The organism is Streptomyces sp. NPDC001513 (genome assembly GCF_042894695.1).
Classification (GTDB): domain Bacteria; phylum Actinomycetota; class Actinomycetes; order Streptomycetales; family Streptomycetaceae; genus Streptomyces.
The window spans coordinates 159,820-179,299 of the sequence record NZ_JBIAVU010000018.1 but is presented as its reverse complement, the minus strand read 5'-3'; the positions used below and the strand labels follow the sequence as shown (position 1 = coordinate 179,299).

Below are 19,480 nucleotides of genomic sequence, written 5' to 3'. Positions count from 1 at the left end.
CGCCGGGCGGGGGGGGGGGGGCCGCCCCGCGGGGGGCCCCCCGGGCGCGGGCGGGCGGGGGCCGGCGGGAAGGGACGTGACGAACAGGGGGGGCGCGCCCCGGGGGCCGCCACCTCCTTTGCCTGTACGGGCCGTTCTAGCGCATGCGGGTCATGCGGGTGCCGAACGAGGGCTCGGCCAGGTTCCCCTGGACCGCCACCGGCACGCTCTTGGCCCCCTCACCCTCGCCGATCGTCAGTACGGCGACCTCCGAACCGGCCTTCGCCGTGTGCGGCAGCGGCGAGGCACCGGGCACGAGCGACAGCTTCAGCTGCTGGCCCGGTACGCCGATCACGGTCAGGTCCTTGGTGGCCACGAGCGGCATACGGCCGCCGAGCCCGTCGTCCAGGTACCCCACCTGCTGGCCCTTGCGGATGACCGGGGCCGACGCCAGTGCCCCCCTCACCGCTTCGATGATCTTCTTGCTGTTGTCCTGCACGAGGATGAGGCTGTTCGCGGCGTTCAGGTCCGGGCCGTCCACGTGCTGGTCCATCAACGTGCCGAGGATCAACTGGTCCTTGTTGTCGACCGTCTTGTACGCCGCCCACATCAGGGCCCCGCCGGCGGGTGTGCTGGAACCGGTCTTGATGCCGCGGATGCTGCTGTTGAGCAGGTCGTTGTTGTTGTCGAGCGGCGTGGAAAGCCCCTTGATGGTGGCGTTCGGCAGCGTGACGATCGAGCGGAAGACCTCGTCCTTCATGACGGCCTCGGCGAGCTTGAGCTGGTCCGCGGCGGTGCTGACGGTGCCCGCGTCCAGACCGCTGGGGTCCGTGTACGTGGTGTTGGTCATCCCGAGTTCCTTGGCGGCGGCGTTCATCTTCGCGACGAAAGCGGCCTCGGAGTCGGTTCCGGTGTCCCAACGGGCCAGCAGCCGGGCCACGTTGTTGCCCGAGGGGATCATGAGCATCTTCAGCATGTCCTGCTGGCCGAACTTCTGGCCGGCGGTGAGCCCTACGATCCGGGACTCGTGCTCGGAGTTGCCGTCCGCGACCGTCTTCGCGTCGACCGTGATGTCGGGACCGGGGTCGCTCTTGCGCAGCGGGTGCCCCTTGAGGATCACGTACGCCGTCATCACCTTGGCGACGCTGGCCGTCGGGACGGGCTTCTGCTCGCCGAAGGTGCCGATGTCGCCGGAGCCGGCGACGCGAACGGCCCCCTGGCCCTTGGCGGGCCAGGGGATGGAGAACTGCCCGTCGACGGTGCGGGTGGTCTCGGCGGAGACCATCTGCGGGGCGGGCAGCGGGCGCAGCATTTGTGCGCCGACGTAGGCGCCGGCGAGGACGAGCAGGATCGGGGTCCACACCTTGACGCGGCGCACGGCGGTCCGGCGCGGGGTCTCCGGCGGGGGAGCGGTGTTGGTGAGCTCGGCCAGCAGATCCAGCGGGGGCAGCGGAGCGCTTGCCTCCGGCGGCTGGGGCCGCGGTCGCGGCTCCGCCTTCGGTTCCGGCGCGGCGGGCGGGGCGACGTCGAGCGGCTTGAGCGCCACGAACTTGCTCGTGCGCTCGGAGTCCGCCTCCGGCTCCGCCTCGGCCTCGCGTGCCCAGGAGGGCGTCCTGACAGGCCGGGGCTTGGGCACGACGAGAACCTGCGTCACATCGGCCCCGGCCGCAGGCCCCGCATCCTCCTCGCCGTACGGGCCGGCCGGAGCCTTGCCTTCAGGCTCGGCCCCCGCTTCGGCGCCGGCCTTGCCGTCGGCCGCGCGTGCCGTCTGACGGGCCGGCTGAGCTGCGGCCTCGGCCTCCGGCCCGGCCTTCGCCTCGGCCTGAGGACCGACCTTGCCCTCGGCCACGGGCTCGACGTCGGCCTTGGGTGCCGCCTGGTTCGCCGGCTCGGTCGCGGCTGCGTCGTCGGCCGTGGCCTCCGCTCCGGCGTTGGATTCGGGTGCCGGCCGGTTCGCGAGTTCAGGCGCGGCTGCGCCGCGGGCGTCGCCCTTCGGGCCGGCCGTAGCCTCGGCTTCGGGCTCGGACCTCGCTTCGCCTGCCGCCTGACGGGCCGGCTTCGCTGCGGCCTCGGCCCCCGGCCCGGCTTCGGCGTCGGCCACGGGCTCGACCGGAACGTCGGCTTCGGGTGCCGCCTCGGACGAGGACCCGGTTGCGACCTCGGCGGCAGCGTTGGCCTCCGGTTCGGCCGCCTCAGCCCCGTTGTCGCCCTCGGCCTGGGCCCCTGCCCCGGCCGGTGCCTCCGGCTCGGCCCCGGCTTCCGCGCCGGCCTGGCGCTCGGCCCCGGCCTCCGCCCCGGCCTTGGCCGCCCCGGCTTCGGCCTTCGCCCCGGCGTCGGCCTTGGTGTCAGCCGGGCGTTCCGGATCGGGCTCGGTCGGGGGCTGGGCCGTCGCCTCGGCTTCGGGTTGGGCCCGGGGGTCCGGGGTGTTGGTCCGCGTCGGCTCGTCGTCCCTGATGTCGGGGGCGACATCGGGCTCCGCTTCCGGGACGGCGGTCCCCTGCTCGATCTCCGGGTCGTCCGAGGAACCGCCCGCCACCGTTACCGCCTTCATCCCTGCCCCGCCTTGCTGTTCACACCGTTCCGATACCGTGCGGCGGGGCCCCGAGGAGCCCCGCCGAAGTGCTAGATGTGCACGGCGCCCCGTACGTTCCGCGCGCTCGATCCTGTGACAGTTCGGTCATATTCGATTGAGTACGGCTACTCATGACCGCGCCACCCCACCGGTCGACGATGGACCGCACCACCACAACCACCGCACCCGAACGGGGCCGTCCATGCTCAGCCGAATCGCCGCCGCCCTCGTCCCCGCCTTCGGGAGGCTGACCGTCACCGCCGACCCGGGCGCGCGGCCCGCCGCGCCCAGCATCCTCGTCGCCAACCACACCTCCCTCGCCGACCCGGCCGTCGTCGTCGCCGCGCTGCGCCGGTACGGGATCGAGCCGGTCATCCTGGCCACCGGCGGCCTGTGGCGCGTACCCATGCTCGGATCCGCGCTGCGACGCGAGGGCCACATCGCCGTCCACCGCGGCACCGCCCGCGCCGCGGACTCCCTGGACGCCGCCGCCGTCGCCCTCGCCTCGGGCCGCAGCGTGCTGCTCTACGGCGAAGGCGGTCTGCCGTCGCGCCGCGACGCGGGGGAGTCGGCCCCGGGCCCCTTCCGCAGCGGCCTGGCCCGGCTCGCCGCCGCGACGGGAGCCCCCGTCGTACCCGTCGGGCAGGCGGGATCCCGTCGCCTGTGCTCCGGCAGCAGTGCCAAGCAGCTCGCCGGAGTCGTCACCGCCCCGCTGCGCCGGCCCTGCCTGCACGTCCACATCGGCTCGCCGTTGCACCTCCCCGACCGGGTGCCGGAGGCAACGGACCGGGCCCGACGGGCCGTCACCGCCGCCTGGCGGACCGCCGCGCTCGCCGCCGGCGAAGCGTGCTCGGGAGCTTCGCCCCAGCGGTCCCAGCGGTCCTAGCGGGTCGTGTGCGCGAGGACGACACGGGCGGCGACCTCGCGGTCGGCATCCGTGTCGATGAAGGACACCACCACCGGGCTGCTGCCCGTCGGCCCGCCGGCGGTGGCCCGGAGCCGGTAGCGCTCGACGCGCACGGCCTCGCGGGCGAGCGGGCCGCCGCCCGTGTACAGGGACAGCGGCTTGGCGTCGTTGGCGATGCGGAAGCCGGTCGGACGCCACGTGCCCGAGGCCTGGTCGAGGCGTTCCAGCAGGAAGCCCGGCCCGCTGCCCTGCTGGTCGCCGGGTTCACCGACGAGGGACTCCATCTGGAAGGCGACCAGCAGGTGCCGGTACTCGGCGGAGTTCCCGTTCCGCACGGTGACGGTGAACTCCTGCGCGGCGCCGCCGCGTACGAGGGCGAGCCGGCCGCCCCGGGTGTCGACCGCGACGGTCGGCCGGGTCGGCGCCGGAGGCGGCGTCGCCCGGGTCGTGGCCGGGGCCGGCGGCACGGACGAGCCGGACGGGGAGGCCGAAACGGGCGCGGAGGCAGGGGCCGAGGAGGCCGCGGCCGCCGACTCCGAGGCGGACGCCGACACCCCGGCGGAGGCCGAGGCCGAGACCGAGGCCGCCGGGTCCGCGGCGTCCTTGTCCCCGCAGCCCGTGGAAACCGCCAGCAGAACGGCGGCCACGGCCGCGGCGGACAGGCCCCTGCGGGGGCCTCGGGATGCGGACATGAGATCGGTTCCCCCAGGGTCGGTCGGCTTCCGCAGGAACCTAGCAACCAGGTGAGCGGCCGACGAGCCCGATCGGGCCTCGGGGCGGCGACGGTTCGGTCACGGCCGCCCCAAGCCCCCCACCGGCCGTGCGCGGCCGTCTCGCGCGGCACCGGCCGACGTGTCGAAATGGGAAGGACGGCTCCGACGTCCCCTGCGAGAGGCTCCCGATCCCGGAGCCGTGAGTGGAAACAGAAGGAGTGGCACCCCATGAAGTACATGCTGATGGTCCTCGGGAGGCAGGCCGACTACGACGCCATGTACGGCAAGGCGAGCGAGGGCGGCCCGGCCTGGTCCGAGACGGAGCTGAAGGCGATGTACGACCACATGGGCGCCCTGAACGCCGAGCTCGTCGAGTCGGGCGAGTGGGTCGACGGGCAGGGACTCACCGAACCCCGACAGGCCCGCCTGGTGACCGTGGGCGCCGACGGCGCCCCCGTGATCTCCGACGGACCGTACGGAGAGGCCAAGGAGGTGCTGGCCGGCTACTGGATCGTCGACGTCCCCGACTTCGCCCGGGCCGCCGAGATCGCCGCCCGCGCCTACGCCTGCCCGGCGCCGGAGGGCGCGCCGACCTACCCGGTCGTCGTACGACCCGTCGACAGCGCTTCCGGAACCGAGATGTGACGACGGAATCCGCCCCCGCGAGCGAGGACCTGCTGCGCCGGCTGGCGCCGCAGGTCCTCGGCGCGCTCGTCCGCCGCTACGGGCACTTCGACGCCGCCGAGGACGCCGTACAGGAGGCCCTGCTCGCCGCCGCCCGGCAGTGGCCCGCGGAAGGCCGCCCCGACCATCCGCGCGGCTGGCTGATCCGCGTCGCCTCCCGCCGCCTCACGGACCAGCTGCGCAGCGAGGACGCGCGCCGGCGCCGGGAGGCGACGGCCGCCGCGCTCAGCCCGCGCGACGCGTTCGTGGAGCCGCCACCGGGAGAGAGCCGCACCCCCGCCGAGGACGACACCCTCGCCCTGCTCTTCCTCTGCTGCCACGCCGAACTGTCCCCCGAGGCCCGGATCGCCCTCACCCTGCGCGCCGTCGGCGGCCTCACCACCGCCGAGATCGCCCGCGCCTTCCTCGTTCCCGAGGCCACGATGGGGCAGCGGATCAGCCGGGCGAAACGGCGCATCAAGGCCTCGGGCGCACCGTTCGGCATCCCGCACGACGGCCGGGACCAGGACCAGGGCAAGGAGCCGGACCAAGACCCGCACGGGGCCGCTGACCGCGCAGAGCGGCTCGCCGACGTGCTCCAGGTGCTCTACCTGATCTTCAACGAGGGCTACACCGCCACCTCCGGCCGCGATCTGCGACGCGCCGACCTCGCCGCCGAGGCGATCCGCCTCACCCGCGCCGTCCACGTCCGGCTGCCGGCCGACGGCGAGGTGGCCGGCCTGCTCGCCCTGATGCTGCTCACCGACGCCCGCCGCGACGCCCGCACCGCGCCCGACGGCAGCCTCGTCCCGCTCGCCGAGCAGGACCGCACCCGCTGGGACCGCGCCGCCATCACCGAGGGGGTCGCCCTGGTCAGCGACGCCCTCACCCACACCCCGCTCGGCCCCTACCAGCTGCGCGCCGCGATCGCGGCCGTCCACGACGAGGCGGCGAGCGACGAGGACACCGACTGGGCGGAGATCCTCGCCCTGTACGAGGTGTTGATGCGCCTGGTCCCCGGCCCCGTGGAGCGCCTCGGCCACGCCGTCGCGGTGGCCATGGTGCACGGGCCCCGCCAGGCCCTCGTGCTGCTCGCCGCACTGGACCATGACGACCGCCTCGCGGGCCACCACCGCCTCGAGGCCGTACGGGCCCACCTGCTGGAGATGGCGGGCGACCGGGCGGCGGCGCGTGCCGCCTACGCGAAGGCCGCCGGACTCACCCTCAGCGTTCCGGAGCGCCGCTACCTCCAGCTCCGGGCCGCCCGGATCGCGGACTGAGGGGGCGTCCGCATGACGGACATGGTCCACGGCTGTCACACCCCGCGATTACTCTTGATCACGTGAGCCCCACCCGTGACGACCACCCCGCAGCCGAACGTTCCCTCGCCGAGATCAACGCCGACATCCGCTGCCTCTTCGCCCGCGCCGAGGGCCGCCTCTCCGACGCGGAGCGGATCCGGCACGCCACCCTGCTGCAGGAGTGGGCCGCGGCCATAAGGGCCTCGGTGGTTCCGGCCGCCTAGCGACCGTGGTGTCTTCCCTACGAGCATCCGCACGTACGAGAAGGTGGACCATGAGCGACCTGCGCAGTCTCCTGGAGACCCGTGTCGGTGACGGATCACTGCCCGGCGCCGTGGGCCTGGTGGCCCACGGCGAGGACGTGGAGGTCGCGGCCGTCGGCTCCCTCGACACGTCCGGCACCGCCCCGATGGCACGCGACTCCCTCTTCCGGATCGCCTCGGTCACCAAGCCGGTGACCGCCGCGGCGACCATGGTGCTGATCGAGGACGGCCTGCTCGGCCTCGACGTCCCCGTGGCGCGCTGGCTCCCGGAACTCGCGGCGCCGGTGGTCGTCCGTACCCCGTCCTCACCCGTCGACGACGTGGTTCCCGCCGACCGCCCGATCACCGTCGCCGACCTCCTCACCCTCCGCGCCGGCTACGGCTTCCCCGCCGACTTCTCGCTGCCCGCCGTGGCCCCGCTGTTCAGCGAGCTCAAGCAGGGGCCGCCGCAGTCCGGGCAGGTCGCGGCGCCGGACGAGTGGACGGCGATCCTGGCGGGCATCCCGCTCCTGCACCAGCCGGGGCGGGCCTGGCTCTACCACACCTGCTCGGACATCCTCGGGGTGCTCGTCGCCCGCGCGAGCGGACAGCCCTTCGAGGACTTCCTGGCCGAGCGCCTCTTCGAGCCGCTCGGCATGCGGGACACGGCCTTCGCCGTACCGCGGGTGCAGCGCCACCGGTTCACCTCCTGCTACCGCGCCGCGTCCGACGGCGGAGCCCTGGAGCGGGTCGACGGGCCCGACGGCCAGTGGAGCAGCCTCCCCGCGTTCCCGTCCGGCGGCGGCGGTCTGGTCTCCACCGCCGACGACCTGCTCGCCTTCGGCCGGATGCTGCTCGCGGAGGGCTCGTACGAGGGCGGGCGGCTGCTCTCGCCGGAGTCCGTACGGCAGATGACCACCGACCACCTCACCGCGCGCCAGCGCGAGGAGGCCACCCTGTTCCTGGAGGGCCAGGGCTGGGGATTCGGCGGCTCGGTCGACGTGGCCCGCATCGACCCGTGGAACGTTCCGGGCCGGTACGGCTGGATCGGCGGCACCGGCACCGCCGCGCACGTGGTCCCCGCCACCGGGACGGTCACCGTTCTGCTCACCCAGCGGGAAATGACGGCCCCGACGCCGCCCGAGGTGATGCGGGAGTTCTGGACCTATGCCGCCGCCCGGGCCGTCGGCTAAACCCGTACGCCGGTGGTGGTGGCCGCGTGTTCCCGCAGGCGGCGCTTGTCCGGCTTGCCCCGCGCGGTCAGCGGGATCGTCCGCTCCCAGAACACCGCGGTGGGCCGGTGGGCCGGGGCCAGTTCCTTCTCCACCAGGTCACAAGCCTCACGGGCCACCTCCGCGCCGGGCGGCCACCCCGTCGCCGGCACCAGGAAGGCGCACACCTCCTCGCCGGTGCGCTCGCTGTGCCGGCCCACCACCACGGCCTGCGCCACGGCCGGATGCCGGGTCAGCGCCGCCTCGACCGGCACGCAGTACACGTTGTCCCCGTCGACCATCACCACGTCCTCGACCCGGTCGTCGAGGTACAGGCAGCCGTCCGCGCCGAGGTGTCCGAGGTCCCCGGTCCGCAGCCACCCGTCCCGCAGCACCCCGTCCGTCAGCCCGGGCCGGCCCCAGTACCCGGCCATCATCGCCGCCGACCGCACCCACACCTCGCCCGTGCCGCCGGCCGACACCGCCGCGCCCCGCTCGTCCCGTACCTCGACCTCCACCCCCGCGACCGGCCGCCCGACCGACGCCAGCAGCCCGGGCCGCCCGGCCACCGCCGCCTCGTGGTCGGCGGGGGAGAGACGGCAGATCACCGCCGCCTCGTTCGTGCCGTAGCCCTGCTGCCACCGGACGCCCCAGCGGGTCACCGCCTCCCGCAGCCGCTCGGGGTGGACGGGCGAATCGCCGTACGAGACCGTCTCCAGCCCGGGCACACCACGGGCCGTCACCGGGTCGCCCAGCAGCCGGTACACCATCGAGGTCGTCAGGTACGTGGACACGGGAGCCAGCCGCAGGCAGGCGGCCGCGAACTCCCGGGTCCCGAAGGGGTCGAGGATCTCCACCCGCCCCCCGGCGCGCAACTGCTCCAGGCACCGGCCGCCCGAACGCTGCGCCAGCGAGGTCACCGACAGGTACACCGATTCCGCCCAGCCCCGCGCGTGGACGGCGTTCCGTGCGGCCATCGCACCGAAGGTGGACGCCACCCCCTTGGGCCGCCCCGTGGTCCCCCCGGTGTACGTCACCCGCGCCACGTCGTCCTCCCGCGCCGCCACGGACACCGCCGCGGCCTCGCGGCGGGCGGCCATCCGGAGCAGCTCGTCCAGGGCGAGCCGCGGCGCCCCCGTACCGGGTACGGCGACATCGTGCACCACCAGGTCCGGCCGGCAGTCCCGCAGGATGAAGTCCAGGCCGTACAGGGCCGGTCCGGTGAGCACCTGCGTCAGGCGCGCACCCAGCAGGTGCGCGGCGATCCGTACCAGCAGCACCTCCGGCCGGTTCGTGCCCGCCACGCACGCCAGCCCCGAACCGCGCCCGATCCCCGCCTCGGCGAGCACCCCGGCCAGCCGACGGGCGCCGTCCAGGACCTCCTGGGACTCCAGGACGAGCGGGCCGGCCCCGAGCGCGGGCCGCCCCGCGTTCCGCTCCAGCGCCCCGACCAGTTCCGTGACGTACCGTGCGGCCACCACGCGCCGACCCGCCTCTCCGCGCCCTGTTCCACAGCGCCCGCGACCCTCGGCATCATGAAGGGCATGACGACCGAATCCCGTGCTCGTTCATTCAGCGCCGCGGCCGCGCGCTACGCAGACCATCGCCCGACGTACCCGCCCGAGCTCTTCGACACGCTGGCGGAACTGGCCGGCTTTCCGCTGGCCGGGGCCCGGGTCGCCGATGTCGGGGCGGGTACGGGAATCGCCACCGCCCTGCTGGAGGCGCGCGGGGCCCGCGTGATCGGGGTGGAGCCGGGCGCGGGCATGGCCGCCGAGTTCCGGCGGCGCAACCCCCGGATCCCGCTCGTCCGCGCGGACGGCAACCGGCTGCCGCTGGCCTCCGGTTGCCTGGACCTGCTGACGTACGCACAGTCCTGGCACTGGACCGACCCGGCCCGCTCCGTCCCCGAGGCGCTGCGCGTGCTGCGGCCCGGCGGGGCGCTGGCGGTCTGGCACAACGACCCGGACGTCACCGTCGGCTGGATCGCGGATCAGCAGGCGCGCATCGAGGAACGGTTCGGCCCGGGCTGGTACATCAACGAGCGCGCCCGCTCACAGGAGGGGCTGCGCTTCACCGTCCGCCGCCTGACGTGGTCGCGCCGCGTCCCCGTCGACACCCATCTCGCCAAGCTGTCCACGCACTCCCTGTTCCTCGTCGGCGAGCCCGGCACGGACGCCTTCCTCGCCGAGGAACGCGCCCTCCTCCTGCGCGACTTCCCGGACGGCCGGGTGGCGGAGCAGTACGTCGTCGAGCTGAGCCTGGCCGTACGCGGCCCCGGAGCGTGGGAGCGGCTGATCGGGTGAAATGGCGGAACCTGTCGTCGCCCCGGGCGTTGATCAAGGCGCTCATCCATCACGCACTCGTGCGACATAAGGACCACTGATGCTGAAGAAGATTATGGCCACCGCCGCCGTCACCGCATCCATCGTCGGTGCGGGCGCCGCCCTGGCCGCCCCGGCCATGGCCATCGGCAACGACCAGGGGGTCACCACCGTCAACGGCAACGGTTCCCAGCAGGTCTACGGCAACCAGAAGACGCACGGCGACCTGAGCCCGCAGCTCGGCGTGATCCAGGGCACCCTGAACAAGCCCTGCATCGGCCTGCCGGCGAAGCTGAACCTCCAGAACGTCCTTGCCGCCGGACAGCTCGGCATCCAGGACGTCAACGTCCTGTCGAACCCGCAGAACCAGCAGTGCACCGAGAACTCCACCCAGGCCAAGGGCGACGAGCCGCTCTCGCACATCCTGGACAACATCCCGGTCCTGTCGGGCAACGTCTCGTCGGGCAGCTGACGCAGTCCCCTTGTACGAGCCGGGGCCTCCGACGCCTGCGCGAGTGCCCACGGGGCCCCGGCTTGTTCCACCCGGATCCGCGGATCCACCTCTCGACCGGCGCGCGCCGGCCCGACGGGCCGTCACCGTGGGCACCGGACACGACCTCGAAGAGCCTCCCGCCCGACCGGGCCGGAGGCTCTTCGGCGTGCGTCGGAAGGCCTGCGTCAGAACCGCTGCGTCGGAACCGCTGCGTCAGAACGGCTTCGTCGGGAGGTACTTGCCGTCCAGGGTGATGACGGCGCGCTCGCCGCCCTCCGGGTCGGCCACCTTCCTGACGTCCAGCCTGAAGTTGATCGCGCTGATGATTCCGTCGCCGAACTGCTCGTGGACCAGGGCCTTCAGCGTGGTCCCGTACACGTGCAGCATCTCGTGGAAGCGGTAGATCGTGGGATCGGTCGGGACACCGCCGGTCACCGGGCCGCGGGCCGGGATCGTCTGCAGGAGCAGCGCCGCGTCCCCGTCGAGGCCCAGCAGATCGGCCACGGCGTGCGCCGCGGGCTCGGGCAGGGGGTGCTGGCCGAGCAGGGCGGCGGTGACGAAGGCGACCGACAGACCGGTGGTGTCGGCGAGCTGCTGCCAGGTGAGGTCCTTGCGGGTCTTGGCGTCGACGACGGCGACGGCCAGGGCCTGGCGGGCGGTGGGGTCGAACTGGGCGTGCGGCATTGCGTGACGTCCTGACTGGGATGAGGGGGGCAGAGGGGGCGGAAGGGGCAGAGGGGGCGGGGGAAACGCGGGGTGAGGCGGGTTCACGGGGTGAGCGCGGCCCGGCGGTCGGCGACGGGGCCGACCTCCGCGACATCGCCGGAGCGGATGTCGTAGACCCACCCGCGCAGGGTGAGGGTTCCCGCGGCCCGGGCGCGGGCCACCGAGGGGTGGGTGGCCAGGTTCGCGAGCTGGGCGCGTACGTTCTCGCGGACCAGGGCGGACACCCGGTCCGGGCCCGCGGCCGCCGTCCGGGCCACCGAGGCGTCCGCGTGCCGCAGCCAGCCGGCGACGGACGGAGCCGCGCCCAGGTCCGTGCCCTCGGCCAGGGCGGTCATCGCCCCGCAGGCGGAGTGCCCGCACACGACGATGCCGGTGACACCGAGGACGGCGACGGCGTACTCGATGCTGGCCGTGACCCCGTCCGGGCCCGGTGCGTACGCGGGGACGAGGTTCCCGGCGGTGCGGACGACGAACAGCTCGCCCGGCTCGCTCTGGGTGATCAGCTCCGGCACCACGCGGGCGTCGGAGCAGCCGATGAAGAGGGTCGTCGGCCGGTGCGTACCGGCGAGCCGGGCGAAGAGCTCCGCCTTCGCCGGAAACACCTCGCGCCGGAAGCGTGCGACGCCGTCGGAAAGGTCCTGCACGGTCGCTCCCTTCGATGGGACGTGCCCCGGAGGGCTTGACGTGTTCCACCATGCATGAGCTGCATCTATTGTGTCCAAGACGCAAAACCCATGTCCCCCATCGATGGCATCTATAGTTATCCGCATGGCTCTGGAACTGCGTCACCTGCGCTATCTGATCGCCGTCGCCGAACACGGCAGCTTCACCCGCGCCGCCGAGGAGCTGCGGATCTCCCAGCCCACCCTGTCCCAGCAGGTGAAGCAGCTCGAACGCGCCGTGGGCGCCCAGCTGTTGGACCGCACCGGACGCGCCGTCCGGCTCACCGACGCCGGCGCCACGTACGTCCACCACGCGCGCTCCGCCCTACGGGAACTCGCCGCCGCCGAGCGGGCCGTCCTGGACCTCGCCGACCTCTCCCGCGGTCACCTGCGCCTCGCGCTGACCCCCACCTTCACCGCGTACCTCGTCGGCCCGATCGTCGCGGCCCTCCACACGGCCCACCCCGGCATCACCCTGGAGGTCCGGGAGATGCCCCAGGACCGCATCGAAGCGGGCCTGCTCGCCGACGACCACGACCTCGGGCTCGCCTTCCGGGGGCCGCACCTGCCGGGCCTCGCGGCGACCCCCCTGTTCACGGAGGACCTCGCCCTGGTCGCCGCCGCCGACGCGGATCCGGGACCGCTGTCCGTACGCGACCTGACGGCGCGCCGACTGGCCCTGCTCAGCGGGGACTTCGCCACCCGCGGGCACGTCGACGCCTATCTCGCATCCCACGGCGTCCGGCCGCCCGTCGAGGTCGAGGCGAACTCCGTGCAGGCCCTCACGGAGATCGTCCGGCGTACCTCGCTGGCCACCGTCCTGCCCGCCGCGGTCACCGACGACCACCCGTACCTGCGTCCCGTCCCGCTGGACCCCGCCCTCCCGTCCCGTACGGTCACCCTGCTGCGCCGCGAGAGCGCCTACGAGAGCGCCGCGTCCCGTGCCTTCACCGCACTCGTCGCCCGCCTGGTCCGGGAACGCGGGTACCGCCCCCCGCTGCGCGCGCACGCGCAGGGGGAGGCGGCCGGCGCGGATCACTTGTCGGGGCACTGCTTCCAGGCGAGGTGATAGATGGTGTTGATGCTGCCGTCGGTGGAGTCCATCGTCATGTAGCTGGTGGACGAGGGGGACGAGGTGCCTCTGGTGACACGCAGCTCGGTGTTGATGTTGAAGTTGCGCTGTACGCCGCACGGCGCCCACACCAGCTGGGCCCAGTCGGTCACGTCGGTGGCCTGCCAGTTGTCCTCCTGCGGCCCGCTGAAGTTGTGGGTGCGCGCGGCGGTGTCCGGCGAGCCCTGGAAGTAGTACGAGGCCTTCTCGGTGGCCTTCGCGCCCGGTGCGAGCGAGGCGTAGCCGCGGTAGTCGGCGCTCGCGATCGCGTAGGTGAAGCCGTGGGGCACGTGCACGATCAGGCTGAGCTGGCAGTTCTTGCGCGCCGCGGTGGGCGGGGCGCCGCCGCCGACCTGTGCGAGGTACTGGCTGTAGGTCACGGTGAAGGCGGTGTTGTCCTGGGACACCGCGACCTCCGCGGTGTCCTTGGGACACCCGGACCCGTTGACGGTCGCGACCTCGATCACGATGCGGTCGGGCGGCGGGTCCACGATGGCGGACGGGGCCGCGTGCGTGGGGAGGGTGGCGGTGAGCAGGGCGCTGATCGCGCCGCTCACGAGGAATCCACCGGACATGGTTCTCCGATCCACTGCTTCGGTACCGGGAGGCGCGCAGGCGGGTGTGCCTGTGCGCCGGAAGGTGGGGGGTGCGGCCGGCCAGAGCGGGGCCGGGTCGTCACAGACCGGTGTGCAGGGTGGAACGGGGCAGGCCCAGGAAGGGGAATATGGGCATGTCCCTGACAAGTCCCGATCGGTGAAGACCGGGTGCCCGAATCGTAGGAACCCCGGGCCGGGCGGACCAGGGCGATCTCCGGCCAATCGCACTCCCCGGCCCGGACCGGCCGGATCCCGACGACGGGCCGGAGAGCGAAGAGCGGAATCAGGCCGCGGCCGGCCCGGCGAGGCGTTCGACCCGGGCCAGGAACTCGGTGGGGTGGAACGGCTTCGCGAGGCAGTCGCTCACCCCGGCCTCCAGGGCGCGGGCCGTGCACTCGGGGTCCGCGGGCGGCAGCGCGAGGATCGGCACGCGCCCGTGATCGGGGTGGCGGCGGATCTCCTCGAACAGCGCCACCTCGTCCAGCCCCGGGCCGGTGCGCTCGCAGATGACCAGGGCGATCGGGCCGGCGCCGCCCAGCAGGGCGACGGTGTCCACCCCGCTCCCGCCGTCGACCACGGCGAACCCCCGGCCCACGAGGAGCCGCTCCAGCAGGGTCCGGAGGGTGTGGTCCTTCGCCACAAGGAGGATCTTGCTCGGGGAATCGCCGCTCATGGTGTTGCCTCTTCGTTCGCGTCCGTGGGTCCTGGAGAGCGTACGAGGTGGGGCGTGTGAGCGCCCGCTCCGGGGCACCTGATCCGGTAGCTTCGAGCCATGACCACTGAGCCGCAGAGCTTCCAGATCCTGCTGGTGCCCGAACACATCGAGAACCTGCGCGGTGGCTCCGCCGCGGACAGGGCCCTGCGCGCGGCCACGGTCGAGGCCACGGGGGAGACCGGCGCCTCCGGCTACCCCCACTACCGGGGCGAGGGCATGGAGGCCGACATCGACCCGCAGACCCGCTCGATCGAGGCGCTGCTCGTCGACGGCGCGGAGCTGGACCTCGGCCTGACCGCCATGATCGCCCCCGAGCGTGGCCCGAGCGGCACCTCGCGGTGACGGCCGGCCGCCGGCCCGGTCGCCCCCGGACCTCCCGTAGCAGCTGAAGCCGCGGGGAGAAAGAGGGCGAATCGGTCCGGGTGTCCAGGTCGTCCTCGATGTTGGCCGGGAGCGGGACAGCGCCGCGCGGGCCCCGCGGCGTAGCGTTTTTCCCTTCGGGAAGAAGGCCGGAGCCGCATCGAGGAGACCGAGATGACCAAGTCCGTTCCCCAGAGGATGAGTTCACGTGCGGCCGTACAGGAGGTCCTGGACCGGGCCGTGAGCGAGAGCGGCCTTCCCGGGATGGCCGCCGAGGTCCAGGACCGTGCGGGAAGCTGGTTCGCCGCGGCGGGGGTGGCGGACAAGGTGTCGGGGCGCGCGCGGCTGCCGCAGGAGCAGTTCCGCATCGGCAGCACCACCAAGACCTTCACGGCCACCCTCCTCCTCCAGCTGGCGGCCGAGCGCAGGCTCAGCCTGGACGACACCGTCGAGGAATGGCTGCCGGGCCTGGTCCGGGGCAACGGCAACGACGGCCGCGGGATCACCCTCCGCCAGCTGCTCGGCATGACCAGCGGACTCTTCAACTACGCCCAGGACGAGGCACTGACGTCCCGGCACTACGGCCCGGCGTTCCTGGAGCACCGCTACGACACGTTCCGCCCCGAGCAGCTGGTGGAGGTCGCGATGTCCCACGCCCCCGACTTCGCACCGGGCGAGGGCTGGACCTACAGCAACACCGGCTACGTCCTGTGCGGCCTGGTCATCGAGAAGGTCACCGGCCGGAGCCACGCCGACGAGCTCGACGAGCGCATCGTCCGCCCGCTCGGCCTGACCGGGACCTACCTGCCGGGCGGCGACCAGCACGAGCTGCGCGGGCCGCACACCCGTCTCTACAGCAAGAACCACCTGCCCGCGCCCGACGCCGAGATCCACGACGTGACCGAGATCGACGCCAGCTTCGCCTGGACGGCCGGCGGCATGGTCTCCACCGTCGGTGACCTGAACCGGTTCTTCGGCGCGCTGCTGGCGGGCCGGCTGCTGCCGCCCGCCCAGCAGGGGGAGATGTTCACCGTGTTACCCACCCCCGAGGGCAAGTGGATCCCCGGCACCTCCTACGGCCTCGGCGTGGCATCGGTGGACCTGTCCTCCGGCGCGACGGTCTGGGGCATGGGAGGCGCCTTCACCGGATCGTTCTGCTACACCTACGGCACCCGCGACGGCGAGCACCTGGTCTCCCAGAGCCTCAACGGCGACTGGAGCGACCCGATCGGCCTCTTCACCGAGGTGCTCGAAGCCGAGTTCGCCAAGACCGGCTCCGCCTGACGGGCCCCGCCGGCAGGCGTCCGGCCCGGCCCCCGCCGTACGGGGGCCGGGCCGGACATCAGAGGGCCGGGTGGGCGTCAGCTCACCTGGAGGGCGACATCGTCCACGACGAAGGAGGTCTGGAGGGACTGGTCCTCCACGCCGTTGAACTTCAGGGTGACGGTCTGACCGGCGAAGGCGGAGAGGTCGTAGGACTTCTCGGCGTAACCGGAGTTCGCGTCCAGGTTGGAGAAGGACGCCAGCGTCTGGCCGGCGACGGAGACGGTGAACCGGTCGTAGACGACGTTCTCGTCCTCGTCCGTGTCGATGTGAAGGAAGAACGAGAGCCGGTACGAGGAGCAGCCCGAGGGGACGGCCACCGACTGCGCGGCGCTGTCGGTGTGGGTGGACCCGTACCCGTTCAGCCATGCCTTGTAGCTGCCGCCGTGCGGGGCCTGACCGGACTGGTTGGTGATGACGCCCGCGGTCGCGCTCCACGGGCTCGCGCCGTTCTCGAAGCCGCCGTTGACCACGAGCTGGCGCGGCGTGCAGCTGCCGCCGCCGGTGACGGTCAGCGTGTAGGTGGTGGTGTGGCTGACGGTGCCGGATCCGGTGACCGTCAGGGTGTAGGTGCCGGGCACGGTGCTCGCGCCGACCTGGACGGACAGGGTGGAGGAGCTGCCGGACTGCACGGACGCCGGGCTCAGCGTGGCGCTCACGCCGGCCGGTGCGCCGGTGACCGACAGGGCGACGGTCTGGGCGCCGCCGCTCACGGTGGCGGTGTTCACCGTGGCGGTGGTGGAACCGCCGGGGGCCGCGCTGCCCGCGGACGGGCTGACACCGATGGAGAAGTCCTGAGCCGGCGTCTCACCGCCGACGGCCTGCTTCCACACGGCGTAGGCGACGCCGTCGGCGCTGCGGTCCAGCACCGTGGCGCTGATGTTGTTCGTGGTGTCGCAGGAGCTGTGGTAGCAGGGGTCGTAGGCGGCGTTGGCCGTGCCGCCCCACTTCGCGGCCTGCGCCGAGGTCTTGCGGGCGCTGGCCCCGGCCGCGTAGCCGGAGGTCGGGATGCCGCCCTGCTGGAAGGAGTAGTCGTCGCTGCGGCCCTGGCCCTCGGTGTTCTCCTCGGGTGCCAGGTTCAGCGAGGTCCAGTACGCCTTGAGCGGGGCCGCGGTGGCGGAGTTGACGTTGTTGATGAAGTAGCCGCCGTTGGTGGAGCCGACCATGTCGAAGTTGTAGTAGCCCTTGATGGCCGCGCGCTGGGCGCTGCTCAGCTGGTTGACGTAGAACTCGGAGCCGTTGAGGCCCTGCTCCTCGTCGGTCCACCAGGCGAAGCGCACGTGCTTGGTCATCGTGGGGTTCTTCTGGGCGAGGACGAGGGCGTTCTCCAGCAGGGTCGCGGAGCCCGAGCCGTTGTCGTTGATGCCGGGGCCGGCCGAGACGCTGTCGAGGTGGGCGCCGAACATGACGGTCTGGTCGGCGGGGCCGCCTGGCCAGTCGGCGATCAGGTTGTTCGACGGGTAGGTGCAGGAGGTGCAGTTCTGCTCGGTGACGGTGTAACCGGCGGCCTGCAGCTTGCCCTTCACGTAGGCCAGGGACTGGGAGTAGCCGGCGCTGCCGGCCCGGCGGTGGCCGCCGTTCTGGGACGCGATGGTGTTGAACTGGGCCAGGTGCGCCTGCACGTTGGCGACGCTGATGTCCGGCGGGTCGTTGCCGGGCTGGGTCCCGCCGACGTTGAGCGCGTAGTCGACGGTGTGGGAGAGGGCGGCGCCCTGTCCCTTGACGACGACGGTGGACGCGCCGGGCGCCGCGTTGGCGGTGGCGGTCAGGGTCAGTACGGAGGACTGGCCGGACTGCACGGTGGCGGGGTTGAAGGAGGCGCTCACCCCGGCCGGCAGGCCGCTCGCGGTCAGCGTCACCGACTGGGCGGTGCCGGTGGTGACGGTGGTGCCGACGGTCGTGGTGACCGTACCGCCCTGCTGGACGGTGCCCGACGAGGGGTTCAGCGCCATCGAGAAGTCGTTGTTCTGGCCGCTCGGGGTGCAGGTCGGGTCCGCGGACTGGGCGGGCACGCTGATCGCGTCCCAGGCGCTCTTGGTCTTGTTGAAGAGCTCACAGGTGGCGTCGAGGGACTTGGCGGAGTTCAGTGTCGCCGTGCGGTACTTCTTGTAGGACATGCTGCTGGTCTTCAGCAGCATGCCGCCGTAGAAGATCTTGCCGGCGTTCTGGACGCCCACCCCGGTGACCGTGGACTGGTTGCAGGTCGGGCTGTTCGGCTTGCCGCCGCCCGGGCTGCTGCCCTCGGCCAGCAGGTAGAACCAGTGGTTCAGCGGTCCGGCGGCCGCGTGCACCTCGGTGCCGGGTATCGCGGAGCTGTAGCAGGCCGGGTCGTTGTTGACGGCCGGCGGGTTGTACATGTTGCGGATCGGGCCCCGGCCCTGGAGGTTGATGACCTCGCCGACCGTGTAGTCCGGGGTGTCGTACGGGGCCGGCTCGTTGGCGAAGGCCTCGGTCAGCGCGCCGAAGATGTCGCCGGTGCCCTCGCCGAGCCCGGACTCCTGGCCGCTGGTGCCGCCCGGGGTGTTGGAGTCGATGGCGTGCCCGTACTCGTGGGCCACCACGTCGATGCCGGCGATCCACTCGTTGGCGCTGTTGCGCCCGATGGTGACCGAGCTGCCGTCCCAGTAGGCGTTGAGGTCGCTCAGGCCCACCTTGGCCGGGAAGCTGCGGCCGTTTCCGCTGACGCCGTTGCGGCCCAGCCACTGGGAGAGCATGTCCCACTGCTTCTGCGCCGCGAACATCAGGTCGACGCAGCCGGTCTCCTTGCTCGTGGGGTTGCCGGTGCCCCAGGAGTCGGAGGACTTCGAGAAGACCGTGCCGGTGCTGTAGTCCGCACAGCTCAGGCCGGTCCGGACCGGGTCGCGCAGCGTGTACGTGGAGCCCGAGTTGGTGGTGTCGATGGTGACCGGGCCCGGCCCGTTCCACTTGCTGTTGCCGGAGCCGGCCACCACGTCGTCGTAGCTGTCGACGAAGGCGCCCGTCCGCGCGTCCACGAAGACGTGCAGCCTGCTGGGCGCGGTCTTGGTACGGCCGCTCAGCACGGTCTCCCACGCCAGCACCGGCTTGTCGTCCTTGAGCCGGACGACGAGCCGGCTGCTCTCGACCTTGTCGACCGAGGCCAGCCTCGACCGCGAGGTGGACTCGGCGTCCTTGGCGGAGACCGACGCGCGCGTCGCCACGTCGATCCGTACGGAGGAGGCGGACTGGAGGGCGCGCACCTTGCCGGCGCCGTCCGCGAGCACGACCGCGTCGCCGCCGACGACCGGCAGGCCGCGGTAGCTGCGCTCGTACGAGACGGAGTAGAGGTCCTTCACCCAAGGGGTGACGAGACGTCTTTCGTACTGTTCCTGGGCGGAGTTGACCAGGGAGTCGAGACCGCTGTCGACGGCCTGGTCGGCCGCCGCGACCGCACGCGCGGCCGGTGTGTCCTTCGAGGAGGGTGCGGGCTGCGCCTGCTGCGCCGCCGATGCCGTCCCGGCCAGGGTGCCGGCGAGTCCTGCGGTCAGCGCCATCGCTGCCACGGCCGCCGTCCATCGTCTGGGCTGCAACGTCCACTCCGATCGTGGGGGGTCGGGGATGAGT

18 protein-coding genes are annotated in these 19,480 nt (G+C 73.0%); 10 read left to right on the top strand and 8 right to left on the bottom strand.

From position 1 onward, the window contains the following. Positions 1–136 precede the first annotated feature (136 nt). A complete protein-coding gene (locus tag ACFYZ4_RS34255; RefSeq protein ID WP_390785754.1) occupies positions 137–2,530 on the bottom strand; it encodes a serine hydrolase in 2,394 nt (797 codons plus the stop codon). A 223-nt stretch (positions 2,531–2,753) separates the two neighbouring features. On the opposite strand from ACFYZ4_RS34255, the gene ACFYZ4_RS34250 reads away from it, so the two are divergent. After that, entirely contained in the window at positions 2,754–3,437 is a 684-nt protein-coding gene (locus ACFYZ4_RS34250; protein ID WP_390785753.1) for a lysophospholipid acyltransferase family protein, read from the top strand. On the opposite strand, the gene ACFYZ4_RS34245 is transcribed toward ACFYZ4_RS34250, so the two are convergent. Then, positions 3,434–4,150 carry a hypothetical protein gene (locus ACFYZ4_RS34245; RefSeq protein WP_390785752.1) on the bottom strand — a complete coding sequence of 239 codons (717 nt, stop codon included), beginning with the start codon at positions 4,148–4,150 and terminating at the stop codon, positions 3,434–3,436. The two genes, ACFYZ4_RS34250 and ACFYZ4_RS34245, sit on opposite strands and share 4 nt — an antisense overlap. Positions 4,151–4,399: 249 nt before the next feature. Between ACFYZ4_RS34245 and ACFYZ4_RS34240 the strand changes: the two genes are divergently transcribed. The 4 genes from ACFYZ4_RS34240 (at position 4,400) to ACFYZ4_RS34225 (ending at position 7,570) form a co-directional block, all read left to right on the top strand. After that, positions 4,400–4,816 (top strand): YciI family protein, encoded by a 417-nt coding sequence (locus ACFYZ4_RS34240; protein WP_351303413.1) that lies wholly within the window; start codon positions 4,400–4,402, stop codon positions 4,814–4,816. Next, entirely contained in the window at positions 4,813–6,114 is a 1,302-nt protein-coding gene (locus tag ACFYZ4_RS34235) for an RNA polymerase sigma factor (protein WP_390785751.1), read from the top strand. The genes ACFYZ4_RS34240 and ACFYZ4_RS34235 overlap by 4 nt, the downstream gene beginning before the upstream one ends. A gap of 62 nt (positions 6,115–6,176) precedes the next feature. Continuing rightward, the gene (locus ACFYZ4_RS34230) at positions 6,177–6,359 is read left to right on the top strand and encodes a hypothetical protein (protein WP_351592916.1); all 183 of its coding nucleotides are present in this window, start codon (positions 6,177–6,179) and stop codon (positions 6,357–6,359) included. A gap of 50 nt (positions 6,360–6,409) precedes the next feature. Next, a complete protein-coding gene (locus ACFYZ4_RS34225; protein ID WP_390785750.1) occupies positions 6,410–7,570 on the top strand; it encodes a serine hydrolase domain-containing protein in 1,161 nt (386 codons plus the stop codon). On the opposite strand, the gene ACFYZ4_RS34220 is transcribed toward ACFYZ4_RS34225, so the two are convergent. Continuing rightward, positions 7,567–9,069, bottom strand: coding sequence for an AMP-binding protein (locus ACFYZ4_RS34220; protein WP_390785749.1), 1,503 nt, complete (start codon positions 9,067–9,069; stop codon positions 7,567–7,569). The genes ACFYZ4_RS34225 and ACFYZ4_RS34220 overlap by 4 nt on opposite strands. Before the next feature lie 63 nt (positions 9,070–9,132). Here ACFYZ4_RS34220 and ACFYZ4_RS34215 point away from each other — a divergent pair, with 63 nt between their 5' ends. Next, on the top strand, positions 9,133–9,894 hold the full coding sequence (locus ACFYZ4_RS34215; RefSeq protein WP_351303398.1) for a class I SAM-dependent methyltransferase: 762 nt from the start codon (positions 9,133–9,135) through the stop codon (positions 9,892–9,894). 79 nt (positions 9,895–9,973) lie between these two features. Beyond that, entirely contained in the window at positions 9,974–10,384 is a 411-nt protein-coding gene (locus ACFYZ4_RS34210) for a rodlin (RefSeq protein ID WP_390785748.1), read from the top strand. Positions 10,385–10,618: 234 nt separating this feature from the next. Here ACFYZ4_RS34210 and cynS read toward each other — a convergent pair whose 3' ends face one another. Together cynS and ACFYZ4_RS34200 are read right to left on the bottom strand one after the other, a co-directional pair. After that, positions 10,619–11,089: a cyanase gene (gene cynS, locus ACFYZ4_RS34205; RefSeq protein ID WP_384350827.1), complete on the bottom strand. Its 471-nt coding sequence runs from the start codon at positions 11,087–11,089 to the stop codon at positions 10,619–10,621. Between the two features lie 83 nt (positions 11,090–11,172). Continuing rightward, positions 11,173–11,775 carry a carbonic anhydrase gene (locus tag ACFYZ4_RS34200; protein WP_351288059.1) on the bottom strand — a complete coding sequence of 201 codons (603 nt, stop codon included), beginning with the start codon at positions 11,773–11,775 and terminating at the stop codon, positions 11,173–11,175. A gap of 124 nt (positions 11,776–11,899) precedes the next feature. Between ACFYZ4_RS34200 and cynR the strand changes: the two genes are divergently transcribed. Then, positions 11,900–12,862: a transcriptional regulator CynR gene (gene cynR / locus ACFYZ4_RS34195; protein WP_390785747.1), complete on the top strand. Its 963-nt coding sequence runs from the start codon at positions 11,900–11,902 to the stop codon at positions 12,860–12,862. On the opposite strand, the gene ACFYZ4_RS34190 is transcribed toward cynR, so the two are convergent. Both ACFYZ4_RS34190 and ACFYZ4_RS34185 read right to left on the bottom strand, forming a co-directional pair. Further along, positions 12,829–13,479, bottom strand: coding sequence for a DUF4360 domain-containing protein (locus ACFYZ4_RS34190; RefSeq protein ID WP_351288054.1), 651 nt, complete (start codon positions 13,477–13,479; stop codon positions 12,829–12,831). The genes cynR and ACFYZ4_RS34190 overlap by 34 nt on opposite strands. 304 nt (positions 13,480–13,783) lie before the next feature. After that, positions 13,784–14,173, bottom strand: coding sequence for a two-component system response regulator (locus ACFYZ4_RS34185; protein ID WP_390785746.1), 390 nt, complete (start codon positions 14,171–14,173; stop codon positions 13,784–13,786). Positions 14,174–14,272: 99 nt separating this feature from the next. On the opposite strand from ACFYZ4_RS34185, the gene ACFYZ4_RS34180 reads away from it, so the two are divergent. Both ACFYZ4_RS34180 and ACFYZ4_RS34175 read left to right on the top strand, forming a co-directional pair. Then, positions 14,273–14,557, top strand: coding sequence for a hypothetical protein (locus ACFYZ4_RS34180; protein WP_351288048.1), 285 nt, complete (start codon positions 14,273–14,275; stop codon positions 14,555–14,557). A gap of 192 nt (positions 14,558–14,749) precedes the next feature. Further along, complete coding sequence (locus tag ACFYZ4_RS34175) at positions 14,750–15,859, top strand: serine hydrolase domain-containing protein (protein ID WP_390785745.1); 1,110 nt, start codon at positions 14,750–14,752, stop codon at positions 15,857–15,859. A gap of 77 nt (positions 15,860–15,936) precedes the next feature. Here ACFYZ4_RS34175 and ACFYZ4_RS34170 read toward each other — a convergent pair whose 3' ends face one another. Then, on the bottom strand, positions 15,937–19,410 hold the full coding sequence (locus ACFYZ4_RS34170; RefSeq protein WP_390785770.1) for a M28 family peptidase: 3,474 nt from the start codon (positions 19,408–19,410) through the stop codon (positions 15,937–15,939). Between the last annotated feature and the right edge of the window lie 70 nt (positions 19,411–19,480).

Coding starts and splice junctions, on each gene's coding strand:
- ACFYZ4_RS34255 (WP_390785754.1), bottom strand. CDS start 2,530: ATGAAGGCGGTAACGGTGGCGGGCGGTTCCTCGGACGACCCGGAGATC.
- ACFYZ4_RS34250 (WP_390785753.1), top strand. CDS start 2,754: ATGCTCAGCCGAATCGCCGCCGCCCTCGTCCCCGCCTTCGGGAGGCTG.
- ACFYZ4_RS34245 (WP_390785752.1), bottom strand. CDS start 4,150: ATGTCCGCATCCCGAGGCCCCCGCAGGGGCCTGTCCGCCGCGGCCGTG.
- ACFYZ4_RS34240 (WP_351303413.1), top strand. CDS start 4,400: ATGAAGTACATGCTGATGGTCCTCGGGAGGCAGGCCGACTACGACGCC.
- ACFYZ4_RS34225 (WP_390785750.1), top strand. CDS start 6,410: ATGAGCGACCTGCGCAGTCTCCTGGAGACCCGTGTCGGTGACGGATCA.
- ACFYZ4_RS34215 (WP_351303398.1), top strand. CDS start 9,133: ATGACGACCGAATCCCGTGCTCGTTCATTCAGCGCCGCGGCCGCGCGC.
- ACFYZ4_RS34210 (WP_390785748.1), top strand. CDS start 9,974: ATGCTGAAGAAGATTATGGCCACCGCCGCCGTCACCGCATCCATCGTC.
- cynS (WP_384350827.1), bottom strand. CDS start 11,089: ATGCCGCACGCCCAGTTCGACCCCACCGCCCGCCAGGCCCTGGCCGTC.
- cynR (WP_390785747.1), top strand. CDS start 11,900: ATGGCTCTGGAACTGCGTCACCTGCGCTATCTGATCGCCGTCGCCGAA.
- ACFYZ4_RS34190 (WP_351288054.1), bottom strand. CDS start 13,479: ATGTCCGGTGGATTCCTCGTGAGCGGCGCGATCAGCGCCCTGCTCACC.
- ACFYZ4_RS34185 (WP_390785746.1), bottom strand. CDS start 14,173: ATGAGCGGCGATTCCCCGAGCAAGATCCTCCTTGTGGCGAAGGACCAC.
- ACFYZ4_RS34180 (WP_351288048.1), top strand. CDS start 14,273: ATGACCACTGAGCCGCAGAGCTTCCAGATCCTGCTGGTGCCCGAACAC.
- ACFYZ4_RS34175 (WP_390785745.1), top strand. CDS start 14,750: ATGACCAAGTCCGTTCCCCAGAGGATGAGTTCACGTGCGGCCGTACAG.
- ACFYZ4_RS34170 (WP_390785770.1), bottom strand. CDS start 19,410: ATGGCGCTGACCGCAGGACTCGCCGGCACCCTGGCCGGGACGGCATCG.